Below are 21138 nucleotides of genomic sequence, written 5' to 3'. Positions count from 1 at the left end.
GATGAAGGAGCGTGAGCAATGACGACGCCACTACTCGAGGCGTGCGAGCTGGTCAAGGTCTATCCCGGTGGCGTGCGCGCCGTCGCGGGCATCGGCTTCGCCGTCGGCGCCGGGGAGTGCTTCGGCCTGCTCGGCCCCAACGGCGCCGGCAAGACCACCACCCTGGAGATGCTCGAGGGGGTGCTGGCGCCGAGTGGTGGCGAGGTGCGCTATCGTGGCCGGGCGCTCGACGCCGGTTATCGCGAGGTGGTCGGCATCCAGTTCCAGGCCACCGCGCTGCAGGACTTCCAGCGCGTCGGCGAGGCGCTGGAGATGTTCGCGCGGCTCTATCGGCGCAGCGCCGATCGCGACGAGCTGATCGCGCTCTGCGACCTCGAGCCCATCCTCGGGCGCGACACCCGACGCCTCTCCGGCGGTCAGCGTCAGCGCCTGCTGCTCGCCATCGCCCTGGTCAACGACCCCGAGCTGATCTTCCTCGACGAGCCCACCACCGGGCTCGATCCGCAGGCGCGCCGCAACTTCTGGCGGCTGATCGAGCGGGTGCGCGCGCGCGGCACCACCATCGTGCTGACCACCCACTACATGGAAGAGGCCGAGCGGCTGTGTGATCGCATCGCCATCGTCGACCACGGTCGGGTGATCGCCGAGGGTACGCCGGCGGCGCTGCTGCGCGCGCACCTGCCGGCGGCGGTGGTGCGGCTGCCGGCGGCGGATTGGCCGGCGGGGCTGGCGCTGCCCGAGGGCGCGCGCCGGGTCGACGAGACCCTGGAGATCGCCACCGCGCAACTGGCCCCGGTGCTCGCCGAGCTGGCTGCCAGCGGCGCCGACCTCGATGCGCTGCGGGTCAAGGCGCCGACGCTCGAGGACCTGTTTCTGAAACTGACCGGTCACGCACTGCGGGGGTGATGACGATGTGGCACCGGATCCTTGCCGTGCTGGTGGCGCGCAATCGCGAGTTCTACCGCGATCGCGCCGGCCTGGGGTGGAACGTGGTGATGCCGCTGGTGATCGTGGTGGCGCTGGCGGCGATCTTCCGCGCCGGCCCCGAGCCGGTGTTCAAGGTCGGGGTGCTGGGCGAGGGGGGCGCCGCGTCGCTGCCGCTGCTCACCCTCGAACACGTCGAGCAGGTGGCGGTGAGCGACCCGGCGGCGGCGCGCGCCAAGGTCGAGCGCCATCAGCTCGACCTGGTGGTCGACCTCACCAGCGAGCCGCCCGGCTACTGGGTCAACGACGACTCGCCGAACGGCTATCTCGCCGAACGACTGCTGCTCGGCGGGCAGGGCGACGCGCCCGCCGAGGCGGGCCCGGCGCTCGAGGTCGAGCGCCGCGCGGTCAGCGGCGCGGCGGTGCGCTATATCGACTGGGTGCTGCCCGGGGTGCTGGCGCTCAACCTGATGTTCTCCAGCCTGTGGGGTGTCGGCTGGGTGATCGTGCGCTATCGCAAGAACGGGGTGCTGCGCCGACTCAGCGCGACCCCGCTGCGCGCCGCCGAGTTCCTCGTCGCCCAGGTGCTGTCGCGGCTGCTGGTGGTGCTCGGCTCGACCCTGGTGGTCTATCTCGGCGCGTCGGCGTTGATCGACGTGCCGATGCACGGCTCCTATCTCGCCCTGGCGCTGGTGTTCGCCTGTGGCGCGTTGGCGATGATCAGCCTGGGGCTGATCGTCGCCGCGCGGCTGCGCACCGAGGAGCTGGCCGACGGCGTGCTCAACCTGCTGGTGTGGCCGATGATGCTGCTCTCGGGGGTGTGGTTCTCGCTGGAGGGCACCAGCGCGCTCGCCCAGGCGGTGGCGCCACTGCTGCCGCTGACCCACGTGGTCGACGCCGCCCGCGCGGTGATGATCGACGGCGCCGGGGTCGTCACGGTGCTGCCCGAGCTGGGCATCCTGCTCGCCTTTGCCGCCGCGCTGCTCGCCATCGCCGCCCGGCTGTTCCGTTGGGAGTAGGGACGCCAGCCGCCAGCGGCCAACGAATTGAACCGCAAAGCCGCGAAGAGCGCGAAGAGATTCAAGTTTCGGGCGATCGGCCTTCAGTCGCCAGCGGGTGTGCGCCTTCGACCACGGCACTGCCCGCTGTCAGCCGTGGCGCACGACCCAGGCATCGATCGTTGAGGATAGCGCCGCTGGCGGCTGAAGGCTGGTCGCTGGAGGCTCTTTTCCCCTTCGCGCTCTTCGCGGCTTAGCGGTTCAAGGGGCGCGAGCGCCGAGCTTCGAGGCATGAACCGCGAAGGGCGCAAAGAGGTTCAAGTTGCGGGCGATCGGCCTTCAGCCGCCAGCGGGGGCGCCCTCGACCACAGCACCGCCCGCTGGCAGCCGTGGCGCACGATCCAGGCATCGGTCTTTGAGGGCAGCGCCGCTGGCGGCTTTTCTCCCTTCGCGCCCTTTGTGTCTTAGCGGTTCAATCTGCTGGTCGCTCTTACGACCCGCGTCGGCCGGGCACGCTGAGGATCTCGACGCGGACCCGCGCCAGTCCCTTGTGGAGCATGTCGAGCTTGGCGGCGGCGGCGCGCGAGAGGTCGATGATGCGGCCCTTGATGAAGGGGCCGCGATCGTTGATCCGCACCACGATGCTCTTGCCGGTGGCGGTGTCGGTGACGCGCACCTTGGTGCCGAGCGGCAGGGTCTTGTGCGCGGCGCTCAGTCGGTTCTTGTCGTACGGGGTGCCGCTGGCCGTCGGCAGCCCGTGGAGGCTGTCGTGATAGTAGGAGGCGATGCCTTTCTGGACGTCGCCGGGGGTGACCTTGGCCGAGACCTGGGCCGTGGGGAGGACGAGCAGCGCGGCGAGCGCGCCGCTACGGAGGATGCCGGGGATTCTGTGCATGAGGCCAACCTGATTCTGTTGTATTGCGGCGCATGGACACCCCGTCCCGCGGTGGTGCGCGGGACGGGTGAACGCCGTGATTCAGAGGTTGGCGCGAGTCTATAGGGAAACCACCTAGGGGTAAACCCTTAATCCGCTCGGGTGGATGCTTCCGCCGTGTCCCTGGGGCCGTCCATCAGGTCGCCGAGGTGTCGTCGGAGGGCTGCAGTCGTTCGCACTCCATCGTCCCCATCGGGCCGACCAGGCGTGCCGGGAGCCGCGGTGCGGCGCTGATCAGCGAGACCACCACCGAGGCGAGATAGGGGATCGACTGCACCAGCAGCACCGCCGCCCAGATGCGCACGTCGAGCATGTAGCCATCGTCACGCAGCAGCACCAGCACCGTGCCGAGCCATAGCGCGACCACGAACAGCGCCTCCTCGCGGGCGTCGAGCAGGGCGCGCACCGCCGCCGGCGCGCTGGCGAGCTTGGGGGTGCGGAAGAAACCGAGCCTGCCGCTGGCCAGGGCGCCGAACATCGCCCGCGAGATGGTGTGCGAGAGCGCCAGACCGGCGAGGCCCGCGGCGAGGCTCTGGCGCAGGGTGGCGGTGACGCGGCGGCGATAGAGGAAGAAGCTCTTCGACATCTTGAAGCCGAACATCACCAGCGGTACCAGGGCGACGGTGATGTAGGGCGGGGTGACCTCGCTCGGGAACATCACCATCGCCACCGTCCAGCCGAGCGCGGCGAGGTTGAACAGCAGGTTGATGCCGTCGGCGAACCAGGGCAGCCAGCCGGCGAGGAAGTGATAGCGCTGCCCGGCGGTGAGCGCGGTCTTGCGCAGCCCGAAGAGTTCGCGCCAGTGGTGGATGAGGATGCGCACCGCGCCATAGGCCCAGCGGTAGCGCTGTTTCTTGAAGTCGGAGAAGGTGTCGGGCATCAGCCCGCGGCCATAGGTGCAGGGGATGTAGAGGGCCTTGTGGCCGGCCTCGAACACCCGCAGCCCGAGCTCGGCATCCTCGGTGATGCACCACTCCGACCAGCCGCCGTCCTCGAGCGGTCCGCGCCGGATCATCGTCATGGTGCCGTGCTGGATGATGGCGTTGCGCTCGTTGCGGGTGACCATGCCGATGTGGAAGAAGCCGCGGTACTCGGCCATGCACATCGCCTTGAAGGCGTTCTGGTCGGCGTCGCGATAGTCCTGCGGGGCCTGGACGATGCCGACCTCGGGGTCGGCGAAGGCCGGTACCAGGTCGCGCAGCCAGTTCGGCGAGACGATGTAGTCGGCATCGATCACCGCCACCACCTCGGCGTCGGGGTGGGTGTGGCGCAGCGCGAAGTTGAGCGCACCGGCCTTGTAGCCCTCGAGTGGCGCGACATGGAAGAAGCGGAAGCGCGCGCCGAGTTGCGCGCAGTGTGCCTCGACCGGGCGCCACACCGTCTCGTCCTTGGTGTTGTTGTCGATCACCAGGACCTCGAAGCGCGGATAGTCGAGCGCGGCCAGGGCATCGAGGGTCTCGATCAGCAGCTCCGGGGGCTCGTTGTAGGCCGGGACCTGGACCGAGACCAGCGGTAGTGCGTCATCGGGCAGTTGGTGGCGCGGGAAGGCGCGGCGCCAGCGGCGCAGCCACAGCGACTCGGCCCACTCGTGCGCCTCGGCCGAGACCAGCACGATCACCCCGACGCCGCCGAGCAGCAGCAGGATGCCGACGACCGCAGTCGCCGGGGTCATGTACTGACGGGTGTAGTCGTAGACGATCCACACCGCGGCGGTGGAGATGGCGTAGGTGACGATCGCCAGGAACCCCTTGCCCTTGCTCGACAGGGTGGCGCTGTCGCGATAGAGGAAGGCGAGCAGCAGCACCGCCATCAGCACCGAGAGCGCGGCCAGCTCCTGCCAGTCGGGGATGCGCACCACCGGCTGGGTGAGGGTGAACTTGGGCTGGCGCTCGACGTCGTAGACGCCCCAGTAGGTGCCGATCGAGCCCTCGATCTTCATCTTCCAGGGCTGATCGAAGGCCTCCATCACGTAATAGACATAGCCCTCGGCCTCGGCGTGGGCGAGGAAACGTCGCAGGAAGCGGGTCTGGTTGGCCGGCGAGGGCTCGGCGCCGCGGTTGCGCCGGCCGTTGCTCGGCCAACCGACCTCGCCGATGATCACCTGCTTGTCGGGGAAGGCGGCCTTGACCTGTTCGTAGCGCGAGATGGCGTAATCCACCGCCTCGTCGTAGGGCACGCCCTCCCAGTAGGGCAGCAGGTGAATGGTGATGAAGTCGACGTGTTCGGCGAGCTTGGGATATTTCAACCAGACGTGCCAGGGCTCGGCGGTGCTCACCGGCAGCCAGGTGGTCTTGCGCACCTGGTCGAGATAGTCCATCAGCGTCGCCACCGAGACGTCGCGGCGCAGGATTGCCTCGTTGCCGACGATCACCCGCACCACGTTGCGATAGCCCTCGGCGAGCACCTGGTGCAGGCGTTCGAGTTCACGCTCGTTGACCTCGGTGTCCGGGCCGACCCAGGCGCCGAGGGTGACGTTGAGGTCGTGCGCGGCGGCCAGCCGGGGCACTGCCGCCAGGGTGTCCTCGACGGTATAGGTGCGCACCGCATAGGCATCGCCCTGGAGCAGCGCCAGATCGGCATCGATCTCCTCGACCGTGGGGTAGATGTGCTCGCTGGGGTCGTCGTCGGCGTGCATCGGCGCGAACGAGAAGCCCTGGATGCGAGAGGGCCAGGGTGGCTCGTCGTCGGGCTGGTTGAGCAGCGCCCAGGCGGCGATGGTGAGCAGGGCGATCAGGATCGGGATGAGGAAGTTGCCGGCGCGTCTCATCGGCTGGCTCCGCTGTCTGGGGTTGGACCGGCCGTGGGCGTGGCAACGAACCACTGCCAGGTCGGCGCGATCGGGGTGATCCGGTGGGTCGGCGCGAGCTGCGCGCGCAGCGACTCGGAGGGAGTGAGCAGGTAGTAGGTGCGCTCCGGCGCGGGCGTGATCGTGGCCGGTTCGGCGAGCTGGCGCAGTCGGGTCTCGGGGGCGAGCTGGTGGGCGAGCGAGAGCAGCTCGCCGGCGCTCACCCCGCTGGGGCTGGCCAGCACCTCGATGCTCGTCGTCTGGTGGTTGATCCGTTCGGCGATGGCGGCGTTGTCGGCGCTGAACTGCTTGGTCCGCCAGGTCTCGGCCTCGAGGATGGCGTGCTGCGAGCCGAGCCCGAGCGCGAGCAGCAGGAGCAGCGCGAGGGCGGCGACATGGCGTGTCGGTCCCGCGGCCTCGAGCGCCCGTCCCAGCGACCAGGCGAGGATCAGGCTGAGCGCGAGCAGCGCCGGCAGGGCATAGCGCAGGTGCAGCGAGCGGCTGCCGCCGAGGACCAGGTCGGGCCCGAGCACGATGCCCAGATGGATCAGGATGGTCGCGAGCAGGAGTCTCACCGCCGCGCTGGGGGCGGTGACGACGAAGCGCCACAGCGCCCAGACGAGGGTCATGAGCAACAGCCCCACCGCCCAGCCCGGCAGCCGCGTCGGGCCGAGATCGATGAAGGTGTGCATCAGGTGGTCGCGCCAGGCGGCGAGGATGCGTGCGCCGTCGATCGGACGCTGCATCCAGGCGGTGAACTCATCGATGCGCTCCGGGGCGAAGGCCATCACCGCCACCCAGGGCAGGAACAGCACGCCTGCCGTCACCACTGCGATGAACCAGCGTCGCCATCGCTCGCCTCGCGCCAGAATCACCAGGGCGTGTACAGGCAGCATCAGTACGAACAGCAGATGGGTATAGAGCCCGAGGGTGAGCAGCGCGCCGTAGCCCCACCAGTCGCCGCGCCGGTCGTGTCGGCAGGCATGCAGCAGGGCCGCGCTGGCGGCGACGACGAGCAGCAGCCAGAGCGCGTACTGGCGCGCCTCCTGGGCATAGAGCAGTTGCACCGGGGAGACGGCGACCAGGGCCGCGGCGACCCAGGGCGTGAGCCCGCGACCGCCGAGTTCGCGTGTCAACCAGAACACCGCCGGGACCAGCAGCACGCCGAAGAGTGCGGCGAGCCCGCGCAGGCCCACCACCGGGTCGGAGGCGAGGCCGCCGGCGACGCGTCCGAGCAGGTAGTAAAGCGGGGCGTGTTCGGGGTGCGAGGCCAGTGCCCGCAGTGTCGCCGCCCAGCCGAGCGCGGGGTCGGGGCGCTGGAAGCGCAGCAGCTCGGCGGCGCTGATCGGTTCGGCGGCCTCGAGTGCCGCCTGCAGCGCCTCGAACGGATGACCGAAGATCCGCAGTAGGGAGAAGGTCTCGTCGTGCCAGACCGGCAGCCCGGCGAGATCGAGCGCGCGCGCGCCGCTGCCGAGCAGGATCACGACCAACAGGGTCAGGCGTAGCAGGGTGGCGCGGGACATCGGGCTGGAAGCGGATGGCAGGGGCAAGGCTTGATCGTCCTGATGACGCCTCGTCGGGCCAGGGGTCGGCGCGCGTGGCACGAGGCTGCCACCGGGTGCGCCGGTGAATGATAACGCGTTCGCGCGCCGGCGCCGATGATTCGGGTCAGGCTGTGCCCAGCCGCCAGCCGCCAGCCGCCAGCCGCCAGCCGCCAGCCGCCAGCCGCCAGGAGATTGAACCGCAAAGACTCAAAGGGCGCGAAGAAAGCGACCAGCCTTCAGCAGCCAGCCTCCAGTGTTGGCTTGCACCCAACTGCGGCGAGACCAACGGTGCCTCCCTCACTGGAGGCTGACGGCTGGAGGCTTTTCTTCTCTTGGCGTTTCAATCCCCCGGCCGCTGCCTGTCAGGCAGGCGTGTCGGGCTGGTCCTCGTAGCGGTAGCCGACGCCGTAGACGGCGTGGATGAGTTCGCGGTCGGGGAGGAGTTCGGCGAGCTTGCGCCGGAGCTTCTTGACGTGACTGTCGATGGTGCGGTCGGAGACCACCCGGCGGTCGCGATAGATGCGCTCCATCAGCTGCTCGCGCGAGTAGATCCGTCCTGGCGCGCGGTGCAAGGTCTCGAGCAGGGCGAACTCGACGGCGGTGAGCTCGACCGTGCGCTCGCCGTCGCTGACCCGCAGACGTGCCGAATCGAGGTCGATGGCGCCGGGCTGCGCGCGGACCGGCTCCGCGCTCACCTGTTGGCGCCTGAGCACGGCCTTGACCCGGGCGACCAGCTCGCGCGGGCTGTAGGGCTTGCAGACATAGTCGTCGGCGCCGAGTTCGAGTCCGAGCAGGCGGTCGATCTCCTCGACGCGCGCGGTGGTGATGATGATCGGTATCTGGCTCTCGGCGCGGATCTCGCGGCACAGGGTCAGCCCGTCGCGTCCCGGCAGCATCAGGTCGAGCAGGACCAGTGCGGGCCGGTGGTCACGGATCCATTCGAGCACCTCGGTGCCTTCGGCGAGATGGGCGCTGCGATAGCCGCCGGCGTGCAGGTAGTCCGCGAGCAGTGCGGCGAGACGCTGCTCGTCCTCGACGATCAGGATCAGCGGGGCGTTGGTGTTGTCGGTCATCGGTCGCTGCGTTGTCCGGGGGCGGATGGGAGTTCGAGACGGATCCACAACCCGCCGAGCGGCGAGGGGCGGGCGCTGATGGTGCCGCCGTGCGCGCGCGCCACGTTGTCGGCGATCGCCAATCCCAGCCCGGCGCCGCCGGTGTGGCGGTTGCGCGAGTCCTCGACCCGGTAGAGTCGTTCGAACAGACGTGCGCACTGCGCCTCGGGGACGCCGGGGGCGGTGTCCTGGAGGTCGAGGGTCAGCCCGGCGGCGGTGCGTGCGATCCGGATCTCCAGCCGTCCACCGGGGTCAGTGTACTGCAGGCTGTTGGCGAGCAGGTTGCGAAAGAGCTGAGAGAGACGCTGGGCATCGGCCATCAGGATGGTCTCGCCCGGCGGCGTGGCGACGAGCGCGAGGCTCAGCCCGGCATGTTCGTAGCGCTCGGCGAAGGCCTCGCAGTCGGCGCGCAGCAGCGCAACCGGATCGGTCGGCTCGAAGCGGTAGCCGAGCGCGCCGAGATCGGTGGTGGTGAGTTCGTAGAGATCGTCGACCAATCGGCCGAGTCGCAGCGCGTCGGCGTGGAGTTGATCGACGGTGTCGGCATCGACTGGTCTGACCCCGTCCTGGACCGCCTCGAGCTGGGCGCGCAGCAGCGCGATCGGGGTGCGCAGTTCGTGCGAGATGTCGGCCACCCAGCGCCGACGCGCCTGTTCGTTGCTCTCGAGCGCGGCGGCCAGGGCGTTGACGTCGCGCCCGAGCCGGGCGAGTTCGTCGTCACCTCGGGGCTCGGCGCGTGCGGCGAAATCCCCCGCGGCGAGTCGGCGGGCCGTCTCCTGCAGCTCGCGCACCGGGCGCACCAGACGTCGCGAGAGCGGATAGGCGAGGGCGGCCGAGAGGGCGAGCATCGCCACCGCGATCAGCCACAGCCGATCGCCCTGACGGGCGCGAAAGCGCAGCTCGGCGACCTCGGTCACCGGGCGCCCGGGGAGGATGGCGAGCGTCCCGATGATCTCGCCATCGAGGCGCAGTGGCTGGCGGCGGGCCTCGGCGAGCAGTTCGCTGCGGCCATAGACGATGCTGCCCTCGGCGTCGAGCAGCATCAGGCGCAGCTCCAGTGGGGTCGGGCGGTCGTGATGACGCAGCCGCTCGAGCGCGTGCGGTGGCGGCCAGGCACCGCTGCCGAGGCCGCCGTGCATCGGAGGACGGCGCCCGGCAGGTGCCGTGCCGCGGCCGCTGATGGCGTTGAACCACAGCCAGGGCTCGTCGCGCAGTACCTGCCAGTCGCCGTGCTCACGATAGCTGTCGATCAGACGTTCGCCGACCTGCTCGAGCCGCGCCTGCTCGCGCGCGTCGACCAGCTCGACCAGACCGCGCTCGAGCGACCAGTGCATGAACGCCTGGGTGCCGACCAGTACCAGCACGCAGGCGAGCAGCAGGGTGAGGAAGAGTTTGGCGCGGATCGAGAGCCTCATGCCGTCATGATCGCGCCCCAGGGTGCAAGAAATATGGATGCAGCTTCAGTGTGGCGAGGACTCCGTCGGGACGAAGGGCGGGAGGGGGCGGTGCTCGTTGAGGTGGCGTCGCAGCAGCCAGCGGCGTTGTTGCAGGCGGCTGCGGGGACGGGAGCGGACCAGCGCGAGCATCAGGCTCAGTAGCCGGGTGGGGCGAGCGGGGTGAAATCGGCGCTGTTTGGTCATACCTCTCTCCTCAGGCTCATTCGCAGGCACAGGGTGACGCGGCTGCGCCGTCGGGTGCGTCGAGACGCGTGGCGCGCAGCAACTCGTGGGCGCAGCGCGCGCAACGTCCGCACGGGCCCGGGACGGCCAGGGCACGGCGCAGTTCCGAGAGCGAGGAGATGCCGTTGGTGGCGGCATCGCGGATCTGGCGGTCGGTGACGGCATTGCAGACGCAGACGTACATGGTGGAATCGGACCCGTGATCGAGGAGAATTGTGGTTGAGAAGAAAAATAGGAATTATTCGCGATTCCTGCAACCCCTCTGTTCGTAGGCTCAATTCAGGGCGAGGCGGGTGTCCCGGCACCGCCGTGTCTTAATCCAAGGAGGCTGCCCAGGCATGAAGATCGATCCAGCGATGAACCGTCAGCTCAATGCGGTCATCAAGGAGGCGTTGACCGCGATCAACCAGTCCTTCCTCCACGCCCGCATGCTCGGTCACTGGGGATTCCCCGGGATCGAGAAGCGACTCTATGACTACTCGATCCTGGCGATGCGTCAGGCCGACCGTCTGATCGAACGGGTGCTCTTTCTCGAGGGGCTGCCCAACCTGCAGGATCTCGGCAAGCTGCATGTCGGCGAGGACGTGCCCGAGCAGCTCGCCGCAGAGCTGGAACTCGGCCAGCGCTATCGCACCGCGCTGGGGGAGTGCGCGGCCCGTGCCGAGCAGCTCGGCGACTATGTCAGTCGGGCGCTGTGTGAGTCCCTCAACGGCGAGGTGGAGGAGCAGATCGACTGGCTCGAGACCCAGCACGCCCTGATCGATGAACTCGGACTCGAGCGTTATCTCGAGACCCAGGTCTGAACCACGGATCCAGGCGAGGTATTTCCCATGCAAGGCAATCCCAAGGTGATCGAGCACCTGCAGCGGCTGCTCGCCAACGAGCTGGCGGCGATCGATCAGTACTTCATCCACGGCCACATGTACGAGGACTGGGGTTATGCGCGGCTGCAGGCGCGCATCCTTCACGAGAGCGAGGACGAACGTGGTCACGCGGCGTTGCTGATCCAGCGGATGCTGTTCCTCGATGCCATCCCGGACATGAGTCAGCGTGATGGTCTGCGGGTGGGGCGCGACGTGCCCGAGATGCTCGCCAACGATCTGCAGCTCGAGTACGCGGTGGTCGCCGCGCTCAAGGAGGCCATCGCCTGTTGCGAGCAGGAGCGCGATTACCAGACGCGCCAGGTGCTGCTCTCGATCCTTGCCGATACCGAGGAGGATCACGCCTACTGGCTCGAGCAGCAGCTCGGGCTGATCGATACCCTGGGTCTGGAGAACTATCTCCAGGCCCAGGTCCACGCCGACTCGGCCCCGGGCGCCTGAGTCCTTCTCCCGCTCCCGCGCGGGAGCGGGTGTGCCGGTCTTGCTTCAGGAGTGCGCCTCAGGGCGCACCCGATCCTTTCTGCTCTGCTCTCGACTTCTCGCGCTCCCGGGTCGGCCAGGGGCGTGCCGCGTCAATGACAAGCGCGGGTCGCGTCAATACAATCCCTCGAATCTTGTGGGCAATTGGTCGGTCCGGATCGACGCCGGCCGCCGTCAGGCGGTCTTGCCCTGCGATGCGTGTCCGCTCGTGCCGGTCGGTGCAGTGGATGCGCCCGGCCCCGCGCCACAGTGGACGGATCCAGAACACCAGGGTGCGGGGGCGTCGTTGTCAATCCATCTTGTCGAGAGGAAACGCGCGTGAAGTATGCGGCAAAGAGAACCTGGCCCCTGCGCTCCCCGTCCTGGGAGCACGAGGGTGAGGCGGAGAGTTTCAAGGCGTTCGCGACCGAGTTTGCGGCCGTCGAGCGGCTGGGTGCGGACGGAGAGTTCGTCGTTATCGATAAGTCGAGCGATGAGGCCGAGTCGCGCTTCTTCCGCGTCGTCACCATCGCCCCCTATCAGGTCGAGGAGACCGAGCCGCGCAGCAGCGCCCCGGCGCCGGAGGCTGGTCAGAGCGAGGGCGCGCAGCCGGCCGCGGAGCAGGATTACAGCTCCGCGCTGCGTCCGGCCATCTCGATGCTCGTCTACATGGGCAAGGTTGCGGTGATCGCCGTTGCGGTGATCACCATCGCGGCCTTCGGAATCGGCTACATCAAGGATTTACTTGCATAAAGTCGTGTTTCGGTCCTCGACGATGCCCTTTTGCGATCGCAGTGGTTTTTTGTCAGAAGTCTGTTTTTATTGGTTTTTTTGGGGCAGCAAAAAGTCTGTTCTCGTCATGTAAAACCTTCTTGACATCCGGTCATGTCAAGCTAAGATGACACACGGGATCCACGCAGGGTCCTAGAGTCCAGGACGAGGACATGACCGGCCCCGCATCGCTCGCGATGCATCGTCGAGGTCGATCTCGTCCGATCCCTAAGGTTGCGAGTGCCGCATACGGTATTCGTTGATTTCTACAGGAGGCTAATAATGGCTGATCAGAAGAGTCTGTCGGGTCTGACCGAGCAGCAGGCGAAGGAATTCCACGAGCAGTTCAAGGTGACCTACACCGCATTCGTCGGTCTGGCTGCGCTGGCGCACCTGTTCGTCATCGCTGCCAACCCCTGGTGGTAATCGGTCGTCGTCGAGGATAAGAACATGCAGATCATGGGCTACAAGCCGCTGGAGCAGGACTACCGCTTTTGGCTGGTGGTGAATCCGGCTACCTGGCTGATCCCGACGCTGGTTGCCGTCCTGGTGGTGGCACTGGCTGTTCACGTCTACGCCTTCTCGCTCCCCGATCAGGGCTGGTCCGCTCCGGCTCCTGAGGCCGTCGAGGCGGTCGCAGCTGAAGAGGCTGCTCCGGCTGAGTGATTGATGGCGTCGCGATCATGTCGATCGCGTCCGTCTGGTTTGCCGCGCGCATCTCATGAGTTGAGTGCGGTAATGTTTTAAACCCCATAGAGAGGGTAGTTCCATGACTGGACTGACTGAACAGCAGGCAAAAGAATTCCACGAGCAGTTCAAGGTGACCTACACCGCTTTCGTCGGCCTGGCGGCGGTCGTTCACCTGTTCATCATCGCTGCGAACCCCTGGTTCTAATCGAACCTCGGTTCAACGCACCCTAACCTAATTCAACGAGGTCAAAACAATGAGCGACATCGCAAAGCCGAAGAACCCGGAAGACGATTGGAAGATCTGGATGGTTGTCAATCCTGCCACCTGGCTGATGCCCATCCTGTTCTCCGTGCTGGTCGTCGCACTGGCCGTGCACGCGGTCGTGTTCTCGATCGGTCTGGGCTGGTAACAGCCTGACGGCGGTTGCGCCCGGCGCAACCGACTGTCTCACCGGCTGTCTCGTACAGCACGGTACACGGCAGACGAGGTTGTCCTCGTCTGCCGTCGCCCAGTGGTGCAACGCCACTGTAGAGCACTGAGTCCGAGCCACGCGGAGTCCTGGCTCGGACGAAGAGACGTCTCTCGACACCTTGCCCTCCCAACCTTTCCTCCATCGCTGACCGGTCGCTCTTCAGCCGATCGCCGCTGCGCGCGCGTTCTGGCCGCGGCCTTCTGCGATCCGGCATTTTCTCCTTTCGCTGCAATTTGCCGTTTTTTATCGGCTTTTCGCCTCAGAAGCGGCCTGTTCGGAAAGGCTGTCAGGAACCTGCGGCGATCTGTTGTCTATTAGTCTTGACATTCACCTATGTAAAGCTAAGATGACACCCAAGATCTGCGCTGACCCCTGGATCCACCGGAGTCCCGCGCAGCGCATGAACCACTGGTTTCGCGGCCAGAGGGTCGCGAAAAGATTCAAGTCGTTTGTAACGGCGCGATTTCATTAGGAGGCCAACATGGCTGATCAGAAAAGTCTGTCGGGTCTGACCGAGCAGCAGGCGAAGGAATTCCACGAGCAGTTCAAGGTGACCTACACCGCATTCGTCGGTCTGGCGGCACTTGCGCACCTGTTCGTCATCGCTGCCAACCCCTGGTGGTAATCGGTCGTCGTCGAGGATAAGAATATGCAGATCATGGGCTACAAACCGCTGGAGCAGGACTACCGCTTTTGGCTGGTGGTGAATCCGGCTACCTGGCTGATCCCGACGCTGGTTGCCGTCCTGGTGGTGGCACTGGCTGTTCACGTCTACGCCTTCTCGCTCCCCGATCAGGGCTGGTCCGCTCCGGCTCCTGAGGCCGTCGAGGCGGTCGCGGCCGAAGAGGCTGCTCCGGCAGAGTGATTTATGGCGTCGCGACCGATCCGGTCGCGTCCGTCTGGTTTGTCGCGCACATCGATGAGTGCGGCAATGTTTATAACCCCTTAAGCTAGAGGGTATTCCAATGTCTGGATTGACTGAGCAGCAGGCAAAAGAGTTTCACGAGCAGTTCAAGGTGACCTACACCGCATTCGTCGGTCTGGCGGCACTTGCGCACCTGTTCGTCATCGCCGCGAACCCCTGGTGGTAATCGAACCGCCCCGGTTCAACGCACTTTAACCTAGTCCAACGAGGTCAAAACAATGAGCGACATCGCAAAGCCGAAGAACCCGGAAGACGATTGGAAGATCTGGATGGTCGTCAATCCTGCCACTTGGCTGATGCCGATCCTGTTCTCCGTGCTGGTCGTCGCACTGGCCGTGCACGCGGTCGTGTTCTCGATCGGCCTGGGCTGGTAAGCACCAGTTCCTGATGGCGACCGCCCACGGTGGTTGCCATGACGCCCGGATGTGCTCCGCATGTCCGGGCGTTTGCGCAGGTGGTCCCATACCTGTCGCAGCGATAACCGATGTCCATCCCGGTGCGCACTGAGCCACGCCACATCGGTGTTCCTTCCCGTCCGTTTCCTTGACCGCCGCTATGTTGTCGTCGCCACCGCGTCCCGGTCGCACGCAGGCATGGCTTCCTCGCGCGTCGAATTTGCCCCTGCCTCTTGGTTCGATCGTATGCCTGGCAAGCGTTCATGGCCGGTCGGAAGAGGCCTCGGTGCATGCTGGCCGACGCAATCGTCGGCTTCCTTCGTGCTTGCCAGGAGCGTACCATCGCCTCCACCGTGTCGACCCCAGCGGCGCGATGCCACGTCTCGCGCACGGGTCGCATCTTCGCGTGGTGAGCGGGGGAGAGGCGATGACGCTTCTGCGCCGAGCCGCGCGTTTCTCTGTATCAACCCCTGTTTGGAGCTGATTCTGGCATGAGTCGCCCTGATGATCCTTTGGCAGCCGCGTTCCGCGAGTTGCTGCCCAAGATCCTGCCCTTCGCCGATGTGGCGACGGCGGATCTTCCGCTGCGCCGCCTGCTGCGCCTGTCGTTGTTCCAGGTGTCCGTGGGCATGGCGATGGTCCTGCTCACCGGTACCCTCAACCGGGTGATGGTCGTCGAACTCGGCGTCTCGACCTGGCTGGTGGCGACCATGGTGGCCCTCCCGCTGGTGTTCGCACCGCTGCGCGCGCTGATCGGATACCGCTCGGACTATCATCACTCCGCCTTCGGGCTACGCCGTATCCCCTATATGTGGATGGGGACCATGCTGCAGTTCGGTGGTTTCGCGATCATGCCGTTCGCACTGCTGCTACTCGCCGACGCCGAGAACAGTCTCAATGTCATGGGTCAGATCGGCGGTGCCCTGGCCTTCCTGTTGGTGGGTGCGGGCCTGCACACGGTGCAGACCGCCGGGCTCGCGCTGGCCACCGACCTCGCGCCCGAGGACAAGCGCCCGCGCGTGGTGGCGCTGCTTTATGTGACCCTGCTGCTGGGGATGGGCGGTAGCGCGCTGCTGTTCGGTCAGTTGCTGACCAACTTCTCGCAGCAGTTGCTGATCCAGTTGATCCAGGGGGCGGCGGTTGCGACCCTGGTGCTCAACGTGATCGCACTGTGGAAGCAGGAGGCGGTTGATCCGGAGCGCGCCGCGGCGAAGATCGAACGCCCGCCCTTTGCCGACTCGTGGAAGCAATTCGTCTCCGGCGGTCGGGCCAGTCGCCTGCTGGTGGCCGTCGGTCTCGGCACCGCCGCCTTCACCATGCAGGACATCCTCCTCGAGCCCTATGGCGGCAAGGTGCTGGGGCTGAGCGTATCGCAGACCACCATGCTGACCGCGATCCTCTCCGCCGGCACCCTGCTGGCCTTTGGTCTCGCGGCGCGGCTGCTCGGGCGTGGTACCGTGCCCTATCGGATCGCGACCATCGGCGCGCTGTTCGGGGTGTTTGCCTTCGCCGCGGTGATCACCTCCTCGGCGCTCGATCTGCCCTGGCTCTATCGGACCGGCGCCGGGATGATCGGTTTCGGCTCGGGGTTGTTCCTGATCGGGACCCTGGTGGCCGCGATGGCGATGTCCGAAGGCGGACACAGTGGTCTGGCGCTGGGCGCCTGGGGCGCGGTGCAGGCCACGGCCACCGGTATCGCCGTCGCGCTCGGCGGCAGCCTGCAGGACATCTTCGCCGCGATGGCCGCACACGGTGTCTTCGGGGCCGAGCTGATGGGGCCGGCGGTCGGCTATGACATGGTCTATGCGCTGGAGATCGTCCTCCTGGTGGTGACCCTGGTCGTACTGGTGCCGCTGCTGCTCAAGCCCACCGACGCCAAGCGCGCCGCCGATGGCAAGATCGGTTTCGAGCACATGCCCTGACCGGGTGCGGGGTGGACGGTCGCTGCCCCGGCGCGGTCGTCCACCTCGACGCTCCGCGTCGCGTTTTCTGAAAGGGGGTGACGCTGCACGGTTGCGCCCCTTCCTTGTCCGAGAACCGGAGATCGCACATGAATGGATGCATGCTCAAGACCCAGACGCGTCTGCTCGGCGCCTCGCTGTTGCTCTGTCCCTGGCTGGTGGCACAGGCCCATTTCCAGACCCTGATCCCCTCGCACGAGATCCTCGATGCCGCGACCGGCCCCGAACTCTCGCTCGAACTCGAGTTCACCCACCCGATGGCCGGCGGGCCGCGGATGGACATGGCGCCACCGGTGCGTTTCGAGGTGCTCGGTCCGCAGGGGCGCGAGGATCTCGGCGATCGGCTCGAGGTGGTCGAGCACCCTGATGGGGTGCGTGGCTATCGCGCCGACTATCGGGTGAAGGGGCCGGGCGATCATCTCTTCATGGTCGAGCCTGCCCCTTATTGGGAACCGGCCGAGGGGGTGATGATCGTCCACTACACCAAGGTGGTGGTCGATGCCTTCGACGCCCAGGACGGCTGGGAGCGGCTGCTCGGTTTGCCGGTCGAGATCGAGCCCTTGACCCGTCCCTACGGGCTCTGGACCGGTAACCTGTTCCAGGGCGTGGTGCGCCGCGCCGGCGAGCCGGTGCCCTTCGCCGAGGTCGAGGTGGAGTGGCGCAACGACGGCAGCATCGAGGCCCCGGCGCCGGCCTTCCTCACCCAGGTGGTGCGGGCCGACGGCGACGGGGTGTTCAGCTATGTCATGCCCTTCCCGGGGTGGTGGGGCTTCGCCGCGCTGCTCCCCAGCGAGCAGCCGATGACCAACCCCGAGGGCGAGGCGGTGCCGGTCGAGCTCGGTGCCCTGATCTGGGTGCGGGCGCGTGCGCCCGAGTGAGCCGCGGGTGCTGCTGCTGGCACTGCTGATGCTGTGCTGGCAGCCGGCCTGGGCACATCGGCTCAATCTGTTCGCAGGCGTCGAGGGGATGCGGATCAGTGGCTCGGTCTACTTCTCCGGCGGGGCTCCTGCCGTCGGCGTGCCGATCGAGCTGTCGGGGGGAGAGGTGTCGCTGGCGTTGGTGAGTGATGCCGAAGGGCGCTTTGCGCAGACGGTGGCGCGAGCGGCCGACTATCGACTGGTGGCCCGGACCGCCGACGGGCATCGCGCCGAGTGGCGGATCGATGCCGCCGAGTTCGTGCCCGCTCAGCCCCTTCAAGCCGCGACCCAGACGCTCGCGCCGACGCCGGTGGCCGACCCGGTGTTGCTCGCCGCGATCGAGCAGGCGGTGGCGCGTCAGCTGCGTCCGCTGCGCGAGGAGCTGGCCGCCGAGCAGGCGCGCGTCCGGCTGCGCGATCTGCTCGGCGGGCTCGGTTACATCCTCGGGCTCACCGGGTTGGCGTTGTGGTGGCGCGCGCGGCGCGGCTGACATCGGCCTGTCGCTGCGGGTTCAATAACCCCCCTTGCGCCTGACCTCGGGGAGTCCGGCGATGCGGGTGCCCTGCTTGGTCGGGGCGAGCGGGAAGAGCTGATAGAGATCCTTGCTCGTCGGCTTGCTGCCCCAGCGTTGTGCCATCGCCTTGAGCACCGCGCGCTCCATCGGCTGGTTCTGGCCGTTGTCGAAGTATTCCTCGCGCAGGTAGCGGATCACGTCCCAGTGGCGTTCGCTCAGCTCGACCGACTCCTCGGCGGCGAGCGCCTCGGCGACGGCCTCGCTCCAGTCGGCTGCGTTCTCCAGATAGCCATTGGCGGTGGTGGCGATGGTCTTGCCGTTGACCTCGATGGCCATTGCATACTCCTCCCTACTGCTGGCTCGATGATCACCGGCGCCGGGTGCGCCGGTTCGGATATCTGGTGTTTCTGCGCGGTCGAGTGTTCAGCCCGGACGGACCGGGTCGATGCCCTTGTGTGCGATGAACAGCCCGCAACCGAGATGGCGGTGCGATCCGAGCCCGTGCTGCTGGAGCCGGATCGACTCGTCGGCCGGCAGATTTGCCAGCAGCAGGCTGCGGGTGTGAAGGGGGCCGTCGGCGGTGGCGAGCGTGAGGGCGCGACCGCACAGCGCCTTGCGCATCCCGACCTCGATCCGGGCGAGCGTCTCGGCGGCGCGTTCGAGGAAGGCGTTCTCGTCCTCCTCGGCGCTGCAGACGACATGACGGGCGAGCTGCGTGGGGTTGGGATCGAGCGATCGGATGCGTCCCTGCCCGATGGTGAGCGGATGACCGGCGACCTCGATGCGGCTGCCCGGCAGTGTCGCCAGCAGCGAGTCGGACAGGTGTTGCGGGACGCGCAGCCGCAGCTTGGTGCGGCGCGAGAGCTGCAGGCAGGTGTCGGTGCCGTGCGGCGGGCGCTCCCAGCCGTTCTGCGAGCCGGCGCCGTGGATGCTGTGGATGCCGAGTCCGGCGGTCTCCGCCAGCCAGGGCTGGGCGACGATCAGTGCGCGATGCAGGGCATCGGCATGATCGACCGGGAGCGCCCGGCAGTCGATCGCGAAGACCAGTTCGACAACGTCTGCCGGGACCCTGAAGTCGTCTTCCTGCTCGGGTTCTTGCCAGTACATGGTGTCAGCGTCCGAAGGGTAGGCGGTCCTGCAGCGCCTGGCGGTCGAACCACCAGTCGTCCTGGACCAGCACGTCGACGACGTTGCGCAGTCGCACCAGGAACTTCTCCGGTTCCTTGAGTTCCAGCCGCTCCATCCACTGATCGAGCTGCTCCGGGCTGTCGACGCCGCTGTGGCGTCGGGCCACGGTGCCGAGCATCTGGGTGGCGAAGAACATCAGGTCCTCGCGCTGGTGTCCGGCGGCGCGTACGTCGGCGAGGAACAGCGCGGTGGTTGCGGCGACCGCGGCGCCATCGGCGTCATCCGGGGTCTCCTCGATGACGTGGGTGAGCAGTTCGGTGGTGAGTTCGGGGTCGATCGGGCAGGTGACCGCCAGCCAGATGCCCTGGCCGAGGGCGGTGAGTGATTCGGGACGGTTGCACTGGAAGAGGATGTCGCAGGCATCGGCGGCGAGTTCGAACTGGTCGTGCTCGATGAAGGTGTCGAAGACTGTGCGGGCGAGCGACCAGGCCTCGTCGCTGCGACCCAGACCGACCAGGGCGCGGGCCATCTGGAGTTGCGCGTCGGCCAGCACGTCGCATGGCGCGTTGCTCTGTTCGAGCTCGGCAAGCCGTTCGGTGAGCGCCTGCAGATGCGCCTGCAACGCCGTTTGTTCGGCGCCATGACCGATCACTGAGTCGGCGGCAGTGTCGATCAGGTGCTCGGCGAATAGATCGAGATGCTTCATGGGGCTGGCCTGCGGCTAACGGATGAGGCCGTTGAAGGCGGCTTCGAGGCGGTCTTCCCAATCATCCGGGGTGTCGGGGTAGGGGGGGCGGACGTCCATGCGGAAGAAGCGTTCTCCGGTGCGTGCGACGGTCTGGACCAGGGGCAGGAGTTCGTCGAACGATTCTAGGTCCTGGTTGGCGATGAGGATGTCACTGAGCTTGAGCATGGGTTGACGCAACCGTTCCTTCTAATCGTGGTGTGGGGCGTCTGCTGGAGACTGTGCCTGGCGTACCGATCGTTGCGGGGGCGGCGGACCCCGCTTGCGGGATCGACCGGGGCGTGACCGTGTCTCGTACCCGCGACGACAGGCGAGGGCGATACGATTATACCGTCCACAAATCGGGGTTGACCCGGTTGGTGTAACGGATCCGCAACAATTCACGTGCCCGCCCTTCTTGAGCGGCGGGTGCGAAGGCCATTCTGTTGTGCAGCACATTGTTGCTGATCAGTCCCTCGCCAGCGGCCAGTCTGTGGGTGAATGTGAAGACAGTCTCGCGCGAAAACAACTCGTCGAGCGCGGCGCGGGCGGCGGCGGTCTCCGGGGTGTCGCGCCAGCACACGTTGCGGCGACGTGCCGAGTAACGCATGTGCAGCCGACCTTGCTGGATCGAGAACACCGGTCCCCGGCTCTCGGCGCGCTGCACCCGCCCGTCGATCACGTGGGCGGGGATGGCGAGCGCCTCGGGGTGCATCAGCGCGGCGATGTGGTCTGGCGAGGCGTCGCGCAGCCGGATATAGGCGATCTCGGGATCGAGCAGCTGGTTCTCGCCCCCCTCCCGTGCGGGGTGGAGGCAGAACAGCATCCAGGCCCGTACCTGCTGCCCGGGCGGGTTGTAATAACCGTCGGTGTGCCAGTTCAGTGCCCGCTCGGTATAAGGAATGTAGTCGCCGCGTCCATCCCCCGGGCCGTCGGTCGGGGTGATCCGGCTCACCGCCCTGGCGTCGGCGAAGTGGTTGGCCTCGGTGCGGCGCAGCCCGAGCGCGCGCCCGAGCGCCAGCAGCGATTCGGCCCCGAGCTGCTCGGGTGCGCAGCTGACCAGCGCCATGCCGTCGCTGGCGATCCGTGCGCCGATGGCCGCGAGTTCGGCGCGGCTGGGCGCCGCCGGCTGCTGTACCCGTACCCGCAGGCGTGCCGCGCTCGGCGCCGGGCGCGCGAGCCTCACCGCGCGCCAGCGCTGGTAGGTCGACTCATCCGTCAGCGAGAAGGGATTGGACATGAGGGTTTTTTATCAGTAAGTTCTTATATTATTCAATCTTTATCCGAGCCTAACAGCTGTGGGGATTGCATGCAGCCGTCGTGT

General features: G+C 67.2%; 28 protein-coding genes. 16 read left to right on the top strand and 12 right to left on the bottom strand.

All coding sequences use genetic code 11. The features are described 5' to 3' along the window. Nucleotides 1-18: 18 nt before the first annotated feature. A complete protein-coding gene (locus ACAM26_RS13680; protein ID WP_123142125.1) occupies nt 19-906 on the top strand; it encodes an ABC transporter ATP-binding protein in 888 nt (295 codons plus the stop codon). Between the two features lie 5 nt (nt 907-911). Then, a complete protein-coding gene (locus ACAM26_RS13675; RefSeq protein ID WP_123140648.1) occupies nt 912-1943 on the top strand; it encodes an ABC transporter permease in 1032 nt (343 codons plus the stop codon). A 469-nt stretch (nt 1944-2412) separates the two neighbouring features. Here the strand turns inward: ACAM26_RS13675 and ACAM26_RS13670 are convergent, their stop codons facing one another. From ACAM26_RS13670 to ACAM26_RS13640, 7 genes are all read right to left on the bottom strand, one after another. Continuing rightward, nucleotides 2413-2817, bottom strand: a complete 405-nt coding sequence (locus ACAM26_RS13670) for a septal ring lytic transglycosylase RlpA family protein (protein WP_369613903.1) — start codon at nt 2815-2817, stop codon at nt 2413-2415. 175 nt (nt 2818-2992) lie between these two features. Beyond that, nucleotides 2993-5623: a glycosyltransferase gene (locus ACAM26_RS13665; protein WP_369613902.1), complete on the bottom strand. Its 2631-nt coding sequence runs from the start codon at nt 5621-5623 to the stop codon at nt 2993-2995. After that, the gene (locus tag ACAM26_RS13660; RefSeq protein WP_369613901.1) at nt 5620-7164 is read right to left on the bottom strand and encodes a glycosyltransferase family 39 protein; all 1545 of its coding nucleotides are present in this window, start codon (nt 7162-7164) and stop codon (nt 5620-5622) included. Before ACAM26_RS13660 ends, ACAM26_RS13665 begins: the two co-directional genes overlap by 4 nt. A gap of 383 nt (nt 7165-7547) precedes the next feature. Beyond that, nucleotides 7548-8258 carry a response regulator gene (locus ACAM26_RS13655; RefSeq protein ID WP_369613900.1) on the bottom strand — a complete coding sequence of 237 codons (711 nt, stop codon included), beginning with the start codon at nt 8256-8258 and terminating at the stop codon, nt 7548-7550. Continuing rightward, on the bottom strand, nt 8255-9712 hold the full coding sequence (locus ACAM26_RS13650; protein WP_369613899.1) for an ATP-binding protein: 1458 nt from the start codon (nt 9710-9712) through the stop codon (nt 8255-8257). Before ACAM26_RS13650 ends, ACAM26_RS13655 begins: the two co-directional genes overlap by 4 nt. Before the next feature lie 45 nt (nt 9713-9757). After that, complete coding sequence (locus tag ACAM26_RS13645) at nt 9758-9937, bottom strand: hypothetical protein (protein WP_369613898.1); 180 nt, start codon at nt 9935-9937, stop codon at nt 9758-9760. A gap of 16 nt (nt 9938-9953) precedes the next feature. Next, a complete protein-coding gene (locus tag ACAM26_RS13640) occupies nt 9954-10160 on the bottom strand; it encodes a (2Fe-2S)-binding protein (protein ID WP_123140623.1) in 207 nt (68 codons plus the stop codon). 154 nt (nt 10161-10314) lie between these two features. Here ACAM26_RS13640 and bfr (ACAM26_RS13635) point away from each other — a divergent pair, with 154 nt between their 5' ends. From bfr (ACAM26_RS13635) to ACAM26_RS13570, 14 genes are all read left to right on the top strand, one after another. After that, entirely contained in the window at nt 10315-10779 is a 465-nt protein-coding gene (bfr, locus tag ACAM26_RS13635) for a bacterioferritin (RefSeq protein WP_123140624.1), read from the top strand. A 27-nt stretch (nt 10780-10806) separates the two neighbouring features. Beyond that, the gene (gene bfr, locus ACAM26_RS13630; protein WP_369613897.1) at nt 10807-11298 is read left to right on the top strand and encodes a bacterioferritin; all 492 of its coding nucleotides are present in this window, start codon (nt 10807-10809) and stop codon (nt 11296-11298) included. Nucleotides 11299-11655: 357 nt separating this feature from the next. Continuing rightward, on the top strand, nt 11656-12069 hold the full coding sequence (locus ACAM26_RS13625) for a hypothetical protein (RefSeq protein WP_123140625.1): 414 nt from the start codon (nt 11656-11658) through the stop codon (nt 12067-12069). A 300-nt stretch (nt 12070-12369) separates the two neighbouring features. Next, entirely contained in the window at nt 12370-12513 is a 144-nt protein-coding gene (gene pufB, locus ACAM26_RS13620) for a light-harvesting antenna LH1, beta subunit (RefSeq protein ID WP_062277660.1), read from the top strand. Nucleotides 12514-12537: 24 nt separating this feature from the next. Next, nucleotides 12538-12753, top strand: coding sequence for a light-harvesting antenna LH1, alpha subunit (pufA, locus tag ACAM26_RS13615; protein ID WP_062277663.1), 216 nt, complete (start codon nt 12538-12540; stop codon nt 12751-12753). A gap of 103 nt (nt 12754-12856) precedes the next feature. Next, the gene (gene pufB / locus ACAM26_RS13610; protein ID WP_062277666.1) at nt 12857-12982 is read left to right on the top strand and encodes a light-harvesting antenna LH1, beta subunit; all 126 of its coding nucleotides are present in this window, start codon (nt 12857-12859) and stop codon (nt 12980-12982) included. 49 nt (nt 12983-13031) lie between these two features. Next, nucleotides 13032-13187 carry a light-harvesting antenna LH1, alpha subunit gene (pufA, locus tag ACAM26_RS13605; protein WP_082806268.1) on the top strand — a complete coding sequence of 52 codons (156 nt, stop codon included), beginning with the start codon at nt 13032-13034 and terminating at the stop codon, nt 13185-13187. Nucleotides 13188-13731: 544 nt separating this feature from the next. Further along, complete coding sequence (pufB, locus tag ACAM26_RS13600; protein ID WP_062277660.1) at nt 13732-13875, top strand: light-harvesting antenna LH1, beta subunit; 144 nt, start codon at nt 13732-13734, stop codon at nt 13873-13875. A gap of 24 nt (nt 13876-13899) precedes the next feature. Next, nucleotides 13900-14115, top strand: coding sequence for a light-harvesting antenna LH1, alpha subunit (gene pufA / locus ACAM26_RS13595; protein WP_062277663.1), 216 nt, complete (start codon nt 13900-13902; stop codon nt 14113-14115). A 100-nt stretch (nt 14116-14215) separates the two neighbouring features. Further along, entirely contained in the window at nt 14216-14341 is a 126-nt protein-coding gene (gene pufB, locus ACAM26_RS13590) for a light-harvesting antenna LH1, beta subunit (RefSeq protein ID WP_062277669.1), read from the top strand. Between the two features lie 52 nt (nt 14342-14393). Next, a complete protein-coding gene (gene pufA / locus ACAM26_RS13585) occupies nt 14394-14549 on the top strand; it encodes a light-harvesting antenna LH1, alpha subunit (protein ID WP_082806268.1) in 156 nt (51 codons plus the stop codon). Between the two features lie 512 nt (nt 14550-15061). After that, nucleotides 15062-16492: a BCD family MFS transporter gene (locus ACAM26_RS13580; RefSeq protein ID WP_123142122.1), complete on the top strand. Its 1431-nt coding sequence runs from the start codon at nt 15062-15064 to the stop codon at nt 16490-16492. 140 nt (nt 16493-16632) lie between these two features. Then, a complete protein-coding gene (locus tag ACAM26_RS13575) occupies nt 16633-17409 on the top strand; it encodes a DUF4198 domain-containing protein (RefSeq protein ID WP_369614061.1) in 777 nt (258 codons plus the stop codon). Then, on the top strand, nt 17396-17938 hold the full coding sequence (locus ACAM26_RS13570; RefSeq protein WP_369613896.1) for a carboxypeptidase-like regulatory domain-containing protein: 543 nt from the start codon (nt 17396-17398) through the stop codon (nt 17936-17938). The genes ACAM26_RS13575 and ACAM26_RS13570 overlap by 14 nt, the downstream gene beginning before the upstream one ends. A 21-nt stretch (nt 17939-17959) precedes the next feature. Here ACAM26_RS13570 and ACAM26_RS13565 read toward each other — a convergent pair whose 3' ends face one another. The 5 genes from ACAM26_RS13565 to ACAM26_RS13545 all read right to left on the bottom strand — a co-directional run bounded on the left by ACAM26_RS13565 (nt 17960) and on the right by ACAM26_RS13545 (nt 21054). Next, a complete protein-coding gene (locus tag ACAM26_RS13565) occupies nt 17960-18298 on the bottom strand; it encodes a TusE/DsrC/DsvC family sulfur relay protein (RefSeq protein WP_005223277.1) in 339 nt (112 codons plus the stop codon). 87 nt (nt 18299-18385) lie between these two features. Beyond that, entirely contained in the window at nt 18386-19069 is a 684-nt protein-coding gene (gene cas6, locus ACAM26_RS13560) for a type I-MYXAN CRISPR-associated protein Cas6/Cmx6 (RefSeq protein ID WP_123140630.1), read from the bottom strand. Nucleotides 19070-19073: 4 nt separating this feature from the next. Then, a complete protein-coding gene (locus ACAM26_RS13555; protein WP_062277683.1) occupies nt 19074-19796 on the bottom strand; it encodes a hypothetical protein in 723 nt (240 codons plus the stop codon). Nucleotides 19797-19811: 15 nt separating this feature from the next. Beyond that, nucleotides 19812-20003 (bottom strand): hypothetical protein, encoded by a 192-nt coding sequence (locus ACAM26_RS13550; RefSeq protein ID WP_062277686.1) that lies wholly within the window; start codon nt 20001-20003, stop codon nt 19812-19814. Nucleotides 20004-20160: 157 nt separating this feature from the next. Next, the gene (locus ACAM26_RS13545) at nt 20161-21054 is read right to left on the bottom strand and encodes a TauD/TfdA family dioxygenase (protein ID WP_369613895.1); all 894 of its coding nucleotides are present in this window, start codon (nt 21052-21054) and stop codon (nt 20161-20163) included. Nucleotides 21055-21138: the final 84 nt, after the last annotated feature.

The organism is Marichromatium sp. PS1 (assembly GCF_041155115.1).
Taxonomy (GTDB): domain Bacteria; phylum Pseudomonadota; class Gammaproteobacteria; order Chromatiales; family Chromatiaceae; genus Marichromatium; species Marichromatium gracile.
Note: the sequence above shows the minus strand (reverse complement) of the source record. Positions and strands in the feature narration are given on the sequence as shown.

What these genes read in the sequence shown, in the direction of transcription:
- pufA (WP_082806268.1), top strand. Translation starts at nt 14,394, where the DNA reads ATGAGCGACATCGCAAAGCCGAAGAACCCGGAAGACGATTGGAAGATC.
- ACAM26_RS13545 (WP_369613895.1), bottom strand. Translation starts at nt 21,054, where the DNA reads ATGTCCAATCCCTTCTCGCTGACGGATGAGTCGACCTACCAGCGCTGG.
- pufA (WP_062277663.1), top strand. Translation starts at nt 13,900, where the DNA reads ATGCAGATCATGGGCTACAAACCGCTGGAGCAGGACTACCGCTTTTGG.
- ACAM26_RS13660 (WP_369613901.1), bottom strand. Translation starts at nt 7,164, where the DNA reads ATGTCCCGCGCCACCCTGCTACGCCTGACCCTGTTGGTCGTGATCCTG.
- pufA (WP_082806268.1), top strand. Translation starts at nt 13,032, where the DNA reads ATGAGCGACATCGCAAAGCCGAAGAACCCGGAAGACGATTGGAAGATC.
- ACAM26_RS13555 (WP_062277683.1), bottom strand. Translation starts at nt 19,796, where the DNA reads ATGAAGCATCTCGATCTATTCGCCGAGCACCTGATCGACACTGCCGCC.
- ACAM26_RS13655 (WP_369613900.1), bottom strand. Translation starts at nt 8,258, where the DNA reads ATGACCGACAACACCAACGCCCCGCTGATCCTGATCGTCGAGGACGAG.
- pufB (WP_062277669.1), top strand. Translation starts at nt 14,216, where the DNA reads ATGTCTGGATTGACTGAGCAGCAGGCAAAAGAGTTTCACGAGCAGTTC.
- pufB (WP_062277666.1), top strand. Translation starts at nt 12,857, where the DNA reads ATGACTGGACTGACTGAACAGCAGGCAAAAGAATTCCACGAGCAGTTC.
- ACAM26_RS13640 (WP_123140623.1), bottom strand. Translation starts at nt 10,160, where the DNA reads ATGTACGTCTGCGTCTGCAATGCCGTCACCGACCGCCAGATCCGCGAT.
- bfr (WP_369613897.1), top strand. Translation starts at nt 10,807, where the DNA reads ATGCAAGGCAATCCCAAGGTGATCGAGCACCTGCAGCGGCTGCTCGCC.
- ACAM26_RS13550 (WP_062277686.1), bottom strand. Translation starts at nt 20,003, where the DNA reads ATGCTCAAGCTCAGTGACATCCTCATCGCCAACCAGGACCTAGAATCG.
- ACAM26_RS13680 (WP_123142125.1), top strand. Translation starts at nt 19, where the DNA reads ATGACGACGCCACTACTCGAGGCGTGCGAGCTGGTCAAGGTCTATCCC.
- ACAM26_RS13650 (WP_369613899.1), bottom strand. Translation starts at nt 9,712, where the DNA reads ATGAGGCTCTCGATCCGCGCCAAACTCTTCCTCACCCTGCTGCTCGCC.
- ACAM26_RS13575 (WP_369614061.1), top strand. Translation starts at nt 16,633, where the DNA reads ATGCTCAAGACCCAGACGCGTCTGCTCGGCGCCTCGCTGTTGCTCTGT.
- ACAM26_RS13565 (WP_005223277.1), bottom strand. Translation starts at nt 18,298, where the DNA reads ATGGCCATCGAGGTCAACGGCAAGACCATCGCCACCACCGCCAATGGC.
- pufA (WP_062277663.1), top strand. Translation starts at nt 12,538, where the DNA reads ATGCAGATCATGGGCTACAAGCCGCTGGAGCAGGACTACCGCTTTTGG.
- cas6 (WP_123140630.1), bottom strand. Translation starts at nt 19,069, where the DNA reads ATGTACTGGCAAGAACCCGAGCAGGAAGACGACTTCAGGGTCCCGGCA.
- ACAM26_RS13645 (WP_369613898.1), bottom strand. Translation starts at nt 9,937, where the DNA reads ATGACCAAACAGCGCCGATTTCACCCCGCTCGCCCCACCCGGCTACTG.
- ACAM26_RS13675 (WP_123140648.1), top strand. Translation starts at nt 912, where the DNA reads ATGTGGCACCGGATCCTTGCCGTGCTGGTGGCGCGCAATCGCGAGTTC.
- ACAM26_RS13665 (WP_369613902.1), bottom strand. Translation starts at nt 5,623, where the DNA reads ATGAGACGCGCCGGCAACTTCCTCATCCCGATCCTGATCGCCCTGCTC.
- pufB (WP_062277660.1), top strand. Translation starts at nt 12,370, where the DNA reads ATGGCTGATCAGAAGAGTCTGTCGGGTCTGACCGAGCAGCAGGCGAAG.
- ACAM26_RS13670 (WP_369613903.1), bottom strand. Translation starts at nt 2,817, where the DNA reads ATGCACAGAATCCCCGGCATCCTCCGTAGCGGCGCGCTCGCCGCGCTG.
- bfr (WP_123140624.1), top strand. Translation starts at nt 10,315, where the DNA reads ATGAAGATCGATCCAGCGATGAACCGTCAGCTCAATGCGGTCATCAAG.
- ACAM26_RS13580 (WP_123142122.1), top strand. Translation starts at nt 15,062, where the DNA reads ATGAGTCGCCCTGATGATCCTTTGGCAGCCGCGTTCCGCGAGTTGCTG.
- pufB (WP_062277660.1), top strand. Translation starts at nt 13,732, where the DNA reads ATGGCTGATCAGAAAAGTCTGTCGGGTCTGACCGAGCAGCAGGCGAAG.